This window comes from Streptomyces sp. NPDC006510 (genome assembly GCF_040611955.1).
Classification (GTDB): Bacteria; Actinomycetota; Actinomycetes; order Streptomycetales; family Streptomycetaceae; genus Streptomyces.
In genome coordinates, this window is sequence record NZ_JBEXPH010000229.1 from 1 (window position 1) to 11735 (window position 11735).

Sequence of the window (11735 nt, forward strand, 5' to 3'; positions counted from 1 at the left end):
GGCAACCGGTTCGAGTCCCTGCCGGAGGAGATCGGCGACCTGGCCCGGCTCGAAGAGCTGCGCGCCCGAGGGCTGACCTGCGCGGTGCCCGAGGCCGTGGGCCGATTGCGGGCGCTGCGCGAGCTGGACCTGTCCGGCATGCACGCCCCGGGGCGGTCGCCGGTCGGCTTCCCCCTGCCGGTGACCCGGCTGACAGGACTGCGGACTCTCGGCCTCATGCACGTGTGGCTGGATACCGTCCCCGACGAGCTGCTCGCCCTGGCCGGCCTGGAGGAACTGGACCTGCGCGGTTCACTCTCGGGCCGTCTGGAGCGGCTGCCCGACCTCGCGCGACTCCCGCGACTGCGGGTGCTGCGACTGAGCGGCAACACCCTATGGACGTACCAGCCCGAGCCTGACAGGGATCTGCTCTCCGGCATCTGGGCCATCACCACCCTGGAGGAACTGGAGATCGACCGCTGGGGCGAATGCACGGTGCGCGGCCAGGTCGTGCGAACCGCCCTCACCGCGCTGCCCGACGACGCCTTCGCCCGAATGCAGAAACTCAGGCGGCTGGACCTCTCCTCCAATGAGCTGACGGTCCTGCCGGAGTCCTTCTTCCGGCTGCCACATCTCGAAGCCGTCGATCTGCGGTACACGAAGCTCAGCCGGCCGGTCCTGGACCGCCTGCGCGACGAACTCCCGCACGTCCGCCTGGAACGGTGAATCGACGACAAAGTCACGTGTGCGACTCAGTGGTTCTACGGATGTCGGTGCCGGTGATCCCGGCATCGGCAAGCGAACGACTGTACGGCCGCTGGTCGGCTGCCTACGATGCGCGCATGCCCGCACTTGAGGAGAAGGACGTCGAGCAGTTGCTGCGGCCGCTGATCCGGACGCGCACCGTACTTGAGACAGCCCAACCCCCGCCCGAGACACGCACGCGTAAACGACGCCGACAACGGCACGCCGTCCCCCCGCCCGTTCCTGCGCAGCCCCTGACGCGGGAGGTCGTCGCCACGCGGTTCGGCGGGCTCCCGACGGTGGAGGAGGGCGAGACCTGGCCCCTGTGCGACGGCTGCGCCGACGACCTCCGGTTCGTCGCGCAGGTCGACTACGCCCGCGACGGCCTGCACGACAGGCTCCCCATCGCGTTCTTCACCTTCTTCTACTGCTGGAACTGCCACCCGTGGGGACGGGATCACGAACGAGGCGGATGGCTCGTGCGCTCCTACACCGAACTGCGGCGACCCAAGGTACTCGTACACGGCACCGAGCCCGACTTCACCGAGCCCGGCTTCGACGAACGCCACGCGGTGCCGCGCCTGGCGAAGTCGCTGCCCGACTGGGGCGGGCTGCGGCTGCACTGCCCCGAACTCTGGGCTCTTGGGCGGGACGACTACGGCTTCCAGAATTGGGTCGACCGTGCCGCACTCAAGCTGACGCAGGAACTCGCCCTACGGCCGCACATGCGCAATGCCGGGGTGGCGCTCGGCGGATACCCGCACTGGGTACACGACTTCGACGTGACGCCCCTCTGCACGGAATGCGCACGGCCGATGGAGCTGCTACTACAGATCCGGCCGACCGAGCTCACCGACGCGATGTGGGGTGATGTGGGAACCCTGTATCTGTTCATGTGCCGGACGCACACCCGGCGCACCGGGCTGCGCATGCAGTGCACGTAAACCGACGGCTCGTCCCGTGGCCGACGGGGGCCGCGAACCAGGAGAGCCGGGGACGGTCCTCTGGGTCGACGCCGTCCGCCGGATCTCGCCCACACCCGCCGGATCGGACTCCGTCCGCGGTCAGCGGCGATGAGCCCTTCGAGTCCGGCGCGAACCGCGGCTGTCATGGACGGCACCAGGGCGTCCAGCTGTTCCTGGGCGCCCTCGGGGTAGGGGCCCTGCAGGACGGCCTGCCAGCGCTTCCTGGCGAGTACGGGATCGGCGAGCCCCAGGCGGTCCGTGCTGAAGACGATCGCGGCGCCCTCGTTGAGCCACTGCATGGCATAACCGTCGTCGTCGTGGTCGAAGAACCCCCACTCAATGATGCCCCACGCGTCGGTCCACTCGTCGTCGACGCGGGGGACTCACCGAGATCCCCCGCCACCAGTTCCGCGCGAGCAGCGACTCGTAGAGGTGCTTCAGCACCGGGTCCGTCAGGTGGAAGGTCTGCGGATCGGCGTCCGCAGACAGGCCCAGCACGCCTCGGACGTCGCCGTTGCGGGCCAGACCGATCAGGCGTTCCAGCAACTGCCGGTCGAGGTCGTAGCCGCTCATCGCGCCCACCGGTGCAGGTATGCGGGCAACTCCACCTCGGATCCGGACACGGACCGGGACCCGCTTGTGGTCCCCCTCCCAACACGCATTCCGGCACGTCGGCGGACGCTTCCCGTACACGTCGTACCCACGGCGCGCGGCCAGTTCCAGACCGTCCGCAGTGAAACACCCAGCCCCTGCACAACAGCACGGACATGCGCTGTCGTCAGCTCCCCGCGGCCGTCCAGCGCCATCAGCCGGCCCATCGCCGCCTCACGCCCTACGGCCCACGGCATCATCCCGTCCGGCATCCCCACCCCCGACCCGCCCAAACAACTCCAGGCAGACAGCTGTCCCCGCCCCTGGTCCACCATTCCGACCGCCGTACAGCCCCACACGAACCGCTGAACCACGCACCGTTCCCGCCACGGACCACAAGCCGCCCCCGCTACACCCACAAGACACCACTCACGCCGCTTACAAAGGCGACATCAAAACAACACCGGGAAACGACACCAGACTTCATCACGAGAAAACGACACCCGCCAACACTCCCCCACCACCCAAAACCCCAGCCCACACCCCATACCAAGCAATGAAGACCCACGACATCACACCACTGAAAAACCCACGACACCCATCAGGAAATATGTCTGAATCGGTCGAGGAGAGGAAATTTTGGTGTCGTCGAAGGAGTTGTTCCCGCATCAGGTGGAGGCGGTCGACGCGGTTCTGAGGGCCCTGCAGACGCCTGCGAGCGGGCATCTGCCGGCCGAGGGGCTGCGGACCCAGGTGATCGCCGCGACCGGTTCCGGGAAGACTCTGATCGCTGTCGCGGCCGCCGAGAAGCTCGGCGCGCGGCGTGTCCTGGTCCTGGTGCCGACACTGGATCTGCTGACCCAGACCGCGGCCGCATGGCGGGAAGGAGGCCGTATGGGGGCGATGGTCGGGGTCTGCTCGCTCCGAGCGGACGACTCCGACGGTGTGCCGTGCACGACCGATCCTGGTGAACTCGTCTCCTGGGTAAGGGGTCTGGAGCGTGTCACGGTGTTCGCCACGTACGCCGCCGTCGGCCTCGGCATCCTCCAGCGCGCCCATGGTGGCGGCCTTGGTGCGTGGGACCTGATGGTCGTCGACGAGGCACACCGCACCAGTGGGTATGCGGGCAAGCCGTGGGCGGTGGTGCACGACCAGGTGCGGATCCCGGCGACCCGCCGTTTGTACATGACCGCCACGGCCCGGATCTGGGAAGCACCCGAGCATGCCCGGGACGGTGAGGCCGGGAAGCCGCAGCTGATCGCGAGCATGGACCCGAGGTCGCGGGTATTCGGGCCGGTGGCGTACAAACTGACGCTCTCACAGGCGGTGAGCCGAGGTTTGATTGCCCCTTACCAGGTGGTATGTGTCGATATTTCCGATCCCGAGTTCCATCAGCTGCGCCAGGAAGCCGGGTTCGGATCGGACGCCACACGCGGAGCGCGGCTCGCCGCGCTACAGACCGGACTGGTGACCGCGGCCGCCCAGGAGAACCTGCGCAAGGTCCTGACGTTCCACAGCCGGGTCAGCGAAGCCGAAGCCATGGCCACAGGCGTCGTCGACGCAGCCCGGAAGCTATGGGAAGACGACCCGCGACGCTACCCGGACCCAGAACGAGTATGGGCCGACTGGCTGTACGGCGAACACCCGCCGACTCACCGACGTGCCGTGCTAGAGGAGTTCGCCTCCGACATCATCACGAACCAGAACCAAGGCCCGGTCCAGGCGCAGCAAGGCGGCGTCGGTGGGCGGGGGCGGGGGTTGGTGCCGGCGGCGTTGCGGGTGCTGAGCTCGGTGAAGGTGCTGGGTGAGGGCGTCGATACGGCGAATTGTGATTCCGTCGCGTTCTGTGATGCGCGGGGGTCGATGATCGATATCGTGCAAATGGTCGGACGGGCCCTGCGAATCAAGCCCGGTCAAGGGAAAATTGCTTCTCTGATTGTTCCGGTATTCCTCGCTCCGGGTGAAAAGCCGGGCGAAATGCTGACCTCGGACGCCTACGGAACCCTCGCGAAGGTCCTCGCAGCGCTACGGGCACACGACACCGAAACGATCGAACACCTCGCCGACCCCCGCATCCGCAGCGGCAGTTGGGTGCCTGAAGAGGGCGCGGAAGGCGAAGCCGTGGGTGAGGGTGTGGGCGGTGAGGCGTGCCCAGTTGCGGAAGTTGCCGTGGGCGGCGCGGCTGTCGGTCGCGTCGCCGTCCGATGAGGTCCTGACCGCGTGACTCCGCACCCGGCGGTGGGGCCGGGTGCGGTAGGGCGGGGCTGTGTCAGCTGGTGCGGTTGTAGATCGCCGTGCCGGGGCAGGCGGTGACGCCGGCGCGGGTGGCGCAACCGGTGTACTGGCTGGAGCCGTTCCACCAGGTCCAGCCGCCGATGGTGCGGCCGTTCAGCCAGGTGTACTGGCCGTTGTAGTTGGCGTCGTACGTGCGCAGGCTCCAGTGCACGTGGGCTCCGGTCGCGGAACCGCCGGCGCAGGTGTCGGTGCCAGTGTTGCCGAGTAGTGCGCTGCGGGCGATCGACGTTCCGTTGTAGTAGGTGGCGTTCCACATGTGGTAGTAGTCCGTCGAGAAGCCGCCGGGGTGGATCACTCTGGTCCAGCCGCCGCCGGCGCCGCACATCGAGGTCGCCGTACCTTCACGAGACGAGCGGATCCGGCCGCTGGCGTTGCCCCCGGCGAAGTCGAGGCTGCTCCAGTAGCCGGTCGAGCCGTCGCTGGAGTGCGCGCCGCCGGTCAGGGTCATGTAGTAGTCGGGCATCCAGGGCAGCAGCAGCCCGTTGGTGTTGGCCATGGTTCCCACCGACGACGTCTGCTGCTGCGGCGTCGCCTTGTGCTGCGCGTATGCCGTCATGGTCTGCCGCTCCGCTTTGCCGACCAGCGGGGACTTGGCCACGTGGTCGGCGAATTCGCGGTCGCCTTCGAGGCCTGAGACCCAGTGCCCGTTCTTGCGGTGGGCGATGTAGAGCCAGCCTTCCGGCTCGCCGTGGTGGGTGCGCGGCGCTTCGACGTACGCGACGCCACGGGCCCACCCGGGCGAGACGGTGCGGACGTCAACGACTACCTTGCGGCCCTCGGCAGCGAGTTCGCTGACAGCGGCTTTCGGGGCGAGGCCCTTGGCGTCGTGGGACCGGGAGAGAACGTCCATGGAGACGGCGTCTATCAGTGCTTGTCGGCCGGTGCCGAGGCGGTCGGCGACTGCGGATGCCATCTTCACGGTGACACCGGGGGACGGCGACTGGACGGCGGCCACCGGGGCTGCGGCCGGTGTCGCGGCCGAGGGCCGGAAAGCCGCCGTCGCCGACGGCGCGGTGGCCAGCAGCCCGGTGGCGGCGAGGGCGGCGACGGTGGTTCTCACGGACAGCTTGGAAAGCATGGCGGTGTCCCTTCTGTACAAGAGGGCCTGCCGGACCGGCAGGTGGTCAGAGCGTGGTGGAACGCGGTCACGCCGTAGGGAAGTTGAGGCTGAAGCACTCCGGGCGGGTGCTTTTCTTTCCGGTACGTGGCCGGCGGATCGGGCAAGTCAGTCGGTGGGGTGTGCCGTGCTCCGACTCGCCTTGCCTACGGCCCGGCTCGTCTGCCATCACTGCGGTCCTGTCGCGTAGGGGGCACACAGCCATACCGGACCCGGGGGCCAGGCGCCCCATTGCGGGCCACGAAAAAGGTAACGGGGAGACGGTGTGAATTGGTGCCGGGTGGGTTCAGAGCCCGCAGCTGGGGGCCGACCAGTACTGTCCGGTGCCGCCCGCGACGTGGACGTGGTCGTCGTGGCCCGGGTAGCCCGGTCCCAGGATCTGGGTGAAGCCGTGCTCGCGGGCCTCGAAGGCCAGGGCGCAGAAGCCCTGGGACCCGGCGCTCATGTCGGCCGCGAGGCCGTACATGTGCAGGCTGTCAGAGGCTCCGCCGACGGCGTCGTTGCAGGCGTGGTCGCGGAAGCCGTCGTTGATGCCGATGGGCTGGTCACCCATCGCGTGCCGCAGGGCCTGCAGTTTCCACATGGTGACCAGGACGTTGGCCTGGACCGTAGCGGCGTCGACCTGGCCGCCCGACCAGTCGGTGCCGCACTGGTTGAGTTCCGACCAGTCGAAGTTGGCCGGGGAGCAGTCGCCCTTCTGGAGCTCGTAGATCTTGCCGAAGGTGAGCGGGCCCGCGATGCCGTCGGCCTCCAGGCCGTACGCAGTTTGGAAGCGCTGCACCGCGGCCCTGGTGACCGGGCCGAACTCGCCGTCGATGGCGAGTTCGCCGCCGAACCCGGGGTAGCCGGCGACCCTGATCTGGAGCTGCCGTACGTCCTCGCCGGACGTCCCCTCGCTCAAGGACCGGTCCCAGGTGAAGCAGGCTCCGGCGGATGCGAGGCCGGTGGCTGCCGAGGCGGGTGCGAGGGACGGTGCGGGGCTCGCGGACGCGGACGTGGGTGCGGCGAAAAGCAGGCTGACGCCGGTCAGGGCGGACGCGAGCAACAGGGATGAACGCGATGTCATGTGGGGGCCTCTGTTCGGACGACGACATGGTCGGATGACACGGTCAGGGGGCGCAGCCTCGTGAATCGGCCGAACAACTATCAATGTCCGGTCAGGAAATGGCGTGGCTGGAAGCCGGCTGCAACGGGTGTGACGGAGAATTCACCAGGACTTCAGAGGTGCGATGCGCGTTCGATCAGCTCGCGGGCGGTGCCTTCCACTGCGTCGTAGCGGTCCGGGTAGGCCGAGACCTGCACGGCCTGCGCCACCTGACCCGCGGACAGGTCCAAATTGTCCGCCGCCACCCGGATGGCGCGGGTGAAAAACGCGTTCGACGCGTACGACACGTCCATGATCTGTTCCGGCGTGCCCCAGCCCTGTGACGGACGCTGCTGGAACACTCCGAGCGAGTCCCGGTCGCCGCAGTCCAGATTGTTCATGTTGGACTCGACAACGCCCGCCTCAAACCCGGCGAGCAACACCCTGTCGCTGACGCCGAGTCCGACGCCGGTCCGGTAGACGACCTTGAGCACCTCGGGCTCGGGGTCGTCCGGCACCGTGCAGCCCCCGCCGCCACCGCCGCCCTGGCCGACGAGGTTCTGCCAGGTCTCGGGGCCGATGACACCGTCCACGGACAGACCCTTGTCACTCTGGAACGAGGTGACCGCGGAGGCGGTGGCCGGACCGAACTGTCCGTCCACGGCCAGTCCGTAACCGTACTTGTTCAAAGCGGACTGCGCCGCCGCGACCGCGTCGCCGCTGCTGCCCTCCCGGACCGTGACGATCAGCCCCGGCCAGGTCTCGGCGCCGATGACACCGTCCGCGGCGTACCCCTTGGACTCCTGGAAGGCAACCACCGTGTTCTCGGTCGCCGGGCCGAAATCACTGTCGACCGAAATGTCGTAACCGTGACCACGCAACAGGTACTGGGCGGTGGCGACGTTCGCGCCGGTCGTGCCATTGCTGAGGATGGGCCAGGCCGGAGTGGCGGTGGCCGACTGCACAAGACCGAGTGAGACCACCAGGGCCGCGCATACCGCGGCAATTGCGACCCACGCGCGTCTGACTCTTGTTCCTGATATCAACCCGACTCCCACGTCGAGGAATATTGCGCGCCGAAAAGTAGCAACGGATGACCCCGGCCGGCATCGGGTGTTCGACCGACATACGGAACACGACATGTCTGCCGTGTCGCTTCTTCTCGGCGACGGCCTGATTCACCCGCCGCCGACACTTCTGCCCCGGCCCTGTGCGGCCGACGAGCACGCACGTCTGACGTGAGGAGCGGTCGTACGGCTTCGGTATAGTCCGGCGTCGTCGGGGCTCGTCCTCGACGGATGAAGTGGCCGGACCAACCCAGGAGGACGGTGAACCGATGCCCGGGTTGTCATCCTGCGGTGTCGCACCGGCTGTTCGAGAGCTCTGCCCACTCGCTCGCGAAGATGGCGGCACCAGCGACCCCGCCCTCGGACCGGTTCGGTGAGCGGCGTGCCGCCGATCTCGCCGCAAGGCAGTGTCGAGGCGCGATTCCTGGCGTCCGCCCGCCGGTTGGTTCCTCCCGTGCGCGGGGTCGCGTTGGTCGTCATCAGTGTCTTCGGCCTGCTCGCCGTATCCGACGAATCCCTGCCGCTGGGGTTCGCCCTGTTCGGGTTGGTGCTCATGGGGGCCGGCGTGGACTGCTGGGCGGGGTTCACGGGGCGCGGCGCGGTGCTGTCTCTGGTGTTCGCCGTGCTGAGGGTAGCGGCGGTCTGCGGCACCCAGGAATGGACCGGCGGGCCACTGAACCTGTGGGCGCTGAACATGCTGACCACAACGGCGATCACACTCCAGTTGGAGTGGCCCCCGTCGGTCGCCGTGCCCGTCACGTCCTGGCTGCTCACAGTTGACCTGATCGCGGTCGACCTGACCGCGGTGGGAACCGATGTCGTCGGCACTCTGCTGCCGCGCCTGGTGTTCGAGTGCCTGCTGGCGCGCCTGGGATTCGTGCTGCTTCGCCAATCGGCCAGGCGGGTGGATGAGTTGCGGGAACGCCGATCGGCGCTGGCGCGCGCGGAGGCGGCCTCGCTGGCGCGGCACCGGCAGGAACGCGAGTACCTCGCGCTGCTGCACGACACAGCGGCGTCGACCTTCCTTCTAGTGACGGGGCAGGCGAAGGAATCGGACCCGGAGCAGGTCGCCGAGTATGCCCGGCACGACCTGGCGGTGCTCACCGGTACCGCGGGGGGAGCGACCGCCCAGGACAGCACTGTGGACCTGACGGCCGCGCTGCACACCGTCGTCGGCCGCGGCCAACTGGCCGTCGACGTCCGCGCGGAGGACACCCCGCTGGTTCCGGCCTCGGTGGCACTCGCCTTCGTGCGTGTGGTGCGCGAGGCACTGGTGAACGTCGAGCGGCATGCCGAGGTCGGCACCGCCGTGCTGAGCGTGCGCGGCGAAGGCGAGCGGGTCATCGTCGAGGTGGCCGACCGCGGGGTGGGGTTCCACCCGGACGAGATGACGCGCTCCTGTCGCGGTATCCGGAGCTCGGTGGTCGAGCGCATGGTCGCCGTGGGCGGCAGCGCCACGATCACCTCGCGTCCCGGTGCGGGTGCCACAGTGAGGTTGGTGTGGTCCGGTGAGTGAGAGACGCGCGGCAGGTGACCACGTCTACGCGACGATGCGGATCACCCTGGTCTGCGCCACCGGCATTCTGCAGTTCGGCCTGTGTCTGCACCCCTTGCTCACACAGGAGTACCAGCACCGATGGCTCGCCGTGGCCGCCTTCATCGCCCTGGCCTGCGTCACCGCCGTCTGCTGCGGGTGGGTGCTGCGGCGGAAGCCGTTGCCCGTCGCCGTCGTGGTGGCCGGCACGGCGGTGGTACTCGCGGTGTCGTTCTGCGCCCCGGCCGCTCTCGCCCCGGATCAGCATTTCCAGGCGTCCGACTGGTCGTTCGGCCTGGTGGGGTGGCACCTGCTGTTGCTGTCGCTGGACCGGATCCGGGTGCTGATCACGGTTCTGGCCACGCATCTGGTGACAAGCATGGGACTGTTCCTTTCAGCAGGCGTGCCGGACCGCGCCACGTTGGGTGCGGCCGGTGCCGCCGCGTTCGGCGCGGTCAACGTCCAGCTGGCGGTCGTAGTGATCACGCGAGTGCTGCACCGGCAGACCCACGAGGCGATGGCGGTGGCCGAGGAAAAGGACCGGCTGGAGACCCGGGTACTGACGGCGCAGCAGTGGGAACGGGGCCAACGGTGCCTCTTCGCCGACCAGTTGGGTTCGACGCTGTCGCTTCTCGCGGGCCTGGCCGACGGCGAACTGGACCCACGCGACAGTGACACCCAGCGGCGGTGTGCGCTTGCCGCGACGCAGTTGCGGCGGCTGTTCGCCGAGAACGATGACGTGCCCGACCCGTTGGTGCACGAGGTCACCGCGTGCGTCGACGCGGCGGAGCGACGAGGCGTGGACGTGTCGTTCGCGGTCAGTGGCGCCGCCGTGCCGGTGCCCTCGCAGGTGCGTCACGAGCTGACCGGGCCGGTGGTCACGGCATTGTCGGCGGCGCGGATTCGTGCCAGGGTGAGCATGCTGCGCACCGATGAGGAGGTACGCATCGCGGTGGTGGCCGACGCCTACGCCGACCTGGTCATCGAATCCACCGGCCGAGTCGGGGTCGAGTACGGCGTCTACGGTGAGTACCTGCGGCTGGAGGCCAGATGGCGCAAGCAACAGAGCTGAGCGCCGTCATCGTCGACGACCACCCCGCAGTGCGTGCCGGGGTCGCCCAATGGCTGGTCACCGGCACCCCGCCGATCCAGGTCGTGGCGTCGGGTGACGACGTCCGGGTCGCGTGGACCGGTGCGGGCGCCACTGCCGACGTGGTGATCCTCGACCTGCACCTGGGCGGGCCGACGCCAGCCATGAGCGAGCTGCGCAGGCTGGCTCAGGCGGGGCGGCGGGTCGTCGTCTACTCGATGCGCGCGGATGACGAGATCGCTCTGCAGTGCCTGGAGTTGGGGGCCCTGAGCTACCTGACGAAGGCCGAGGGCGCCGAACATCTCCTCGAAGCCTCCGTCGCTGCGGCATCGGGCCGCGCGTACACTCCGCCATCGCTGGCAGGAGCTCTGGCAGGTGACCGCTCCGCCAACCGGCCGGCGCTCTCGCCGCGCGAGACCGAGGTGCTGGTCGAGTGGTTCCAGTCCGAGTCCAAGGACTTCGTGGGCCAACGCCTGGGTATCTCGCCGCGCACGGTCAACACCCACCTCGAACACATCCGGATCAAGTACGCAACGATCGGCAGGGAGGCGCCCACCAAGGCCGCGCTCCTGGCACGAGCAATCCAGGACGGACTGGTCCAGGTCGACGACCTGTGACGCGAGTCTTTCCCTCCCCTCACTCCGAAGCGGCCGGGCTGCAGCCCCTGCTCAACGGCCTTGAACAACAACTCACCGCATGACCCCACCCAACCCTGCGCTTGCCGATAGCCTCATCCGCCCTGGTCGGAGCTGGTGTGCGGGGTGTACGGGATGTCGAGCGCGGTCGGTCGAGTCCGCGCCGTCGCGCGGCTGTCGATCAACGCGGCATGATGACCAACCGTGCTGCTGCGACTGGCCTACTCGGGCATGGCGAACGCGTTCGCCATGCTGCGCCTGCTACCGATGAGCGATCGGGACAAGGACGTGGAGATCCTCGCCCTGCGCCACCAACTGTCGGTGCTGGAGCGCCAACTCGGAAGCGGGGTCACTCGGCTGCTGCACCGCATGGGCTGCAGCGTGCAGATGCCCGCCCGGCCCGCCGCCGAACGGGACGAGGACGCGATCACCGCATGGCGGGAGGCGACCTGGCGGGAGGTAAAACCCTCCGGGCGGCGACCGGCGCGTTCATCTGCTTCGAGGACGAAGCGGGCGTGACCGGTCGACCGCCCAAGGGTCGTACCTGGGGCCGGCGCGGCATCACCCCGAGGGTCAAGGTGTCCGGCCGTGGCCGGGGACGTCTCTCGGTGGCCGGTCTGCTGTGCTTCCGGCC

The 11735-nt window shown here is 68.7% G+C and carries 11 protein-coding genes; 7 read left to right on the plus strand and 4 right to left on the minus strand.

Features of this window, described 5'->3' with window-relative positions:
- Together ABZY11_RS38415 and ABZY11_RS38420 are read left to right on the plus strand one after the other, a co-directional pair.
- On the plus strand, positions 1 to 705 hold a 705-nt coding region (locus tag ABZY11_RS38415), incomplete at its 5' end, for a leucine-rich repeat domain-containing protein (RefSeq protein ID WP_356483610.1).
- 116 nt (positions 706 to 821) lie between these two features.
- On the plus strand, positions 822 to 1667 hold the full coding sequence (locus ABZY11_RS38420; RefSeq protein WP_356483611.1) for a DUF1963 domain-containing protein: 846 nt from the start codon (positions 822 to 824) through the stop codon (positions 1665 to 1667).
- A gap of 357 nt (positions 1668 to 2024) precedes the next feature.
- Here the strand turns inward: ABZY11_RS38420 and ABZY11_RS38425 are convergent, their stop codons facing one another.
- A complete protein-coding gene (locus tag ABZY11_RS38425; protein ID WP_356483612.1) occupies positions 2025 to 2261 on the minus strand; it encodes a hypothetical protein in 237 nt (78 codons plus the stop codon).
- Positions 2262 to 2921: 660 nt separating this feature from the next.
- Between ABZY11_RS38425 and ABZY11_RS38430 the strand changes: the two genes are divergently transcribed.
- The gene (locus tag ABZY11_RS38430) at positions 2922 to 4487 is read left to right on the plus strand and encodes a DEAD/DEAH box helicase family protein (protein ID WP_356483613.1); all 1566 of its coding nucleotides are present in this window, start codon (positions 2922 to 2924) and stop codon (positions 4485 to 4487) included.
- Positions 4488 to 4548: 61 nt separating this feature from the next.
- Here the strand turns inward: ABZY11_RS38430 and ABZY11_RS38435 are convergent, their stop codons facing one another.
- The 3 genes from ABZY11_RS38435 to ABZY11_RS38445 form a co-directional block, all read right to left on the minus strand.
- On the minus strand, positions 4549 to 5652 hold the full coding sequence (locus ABZY11_RS38435; RefSeq protein WP_356483614.1) for a M23 family peptidase: 1104 nt from the start codon (positions 5650 to 5652) through the stop codon (positions 4549 to 4551).
- A 325-nt stretch (positions 5653 to 5977) separates the two neighbouring features.
- The gene (locus ABZY11_RS38440; protein WP_356483615.1) at positions 5978 to 6757 is read right to left on the minus strand and encodes a D-Ala-D-Ala carboxypeptidase family metallohydrolase; all 780 of its coding nucleotides are present in this window, start codon (positions 6755 to 6757) and stop codon (positions 5978 to 5980) included.
- Positions 6758 to 6909: 152 nt separating this feature from the next.
- Positions 6910 to 7740 carry a peptidoglycan-binding protein gene (locus ABZY11_RS38445; RefSeq protein ID WP_356483616.1) on the minus strand — a complete coding sequence of 277 codons (831 nt, stop codon included), beginning with the start codon at positions 7738 to 7740 and terminating at the stop codon, positions 6910 to 6912.
- A 556-nt stretch (positions 7741 to 8296) separates the two neighbouring features.
- Here ABZY11_RS38445 and ABZY11_RS38450 point away from each other — a divergent pair.
- The 4 genes from ABZY11_RS38450 (at position 8297) to ABZY11_RS38465 (ending at position 11620) form a co-directional block, all read left to right on the plus strand.
- A complete protein-coding gene (locus ABZY11_RS38450; RefSeq protein WP_356483617.1) occupies positions 8297 to 9358 on the plus strand; it encodes an ATP-binding protein in 1062 nt (353 codons plus the stop codon).
- Complete coding sequence (locus ABZY11_RS38455) at positions 9351 to 10448, plus strand: hypothetical protein (RefSeq protein ID WP_356483618.1); 1098 nt, start codon at positions 9351 to 9353, stop codon at positions 10446 to 10448. The genes ABZY11_RS38450 and ABZY11_RS38455 overlap by 8 nt, the downstream gene beginning before the upstream one ends.
- Positions 10427 to 11083, plus strand: coding sequence for a response regulator transcription factor (locus ABZY11_RS38460; RefSeq protein ID WP_356483619.1), 657 nt, complete (start codon positions 10427 to 10429; stop codon positions 11081 to 11083). The genes ABZY11_RS38455 and ABZY11_RS38460 overlap by 22 nt, the downstream gene beginning before the upstream one ends.
- 222 nt (positions 11084 to 11305) lie before the next feature.
- The gene (locus tag ABZY11_RS38465) at positions 11306 to 11620 is read left to right on the plus strand and encodes a winged helix-turn-helix domain-containing protein (protein WP_356483620.1); all 315 of its coding nucleotides are present in this window, start codon (positions 11306 to 11308) and stop codon (positions 11618 to 11620) included.
- The last annotated feature ends 115 nt before the right edge of the window (positions 11621 to 11735 follow it).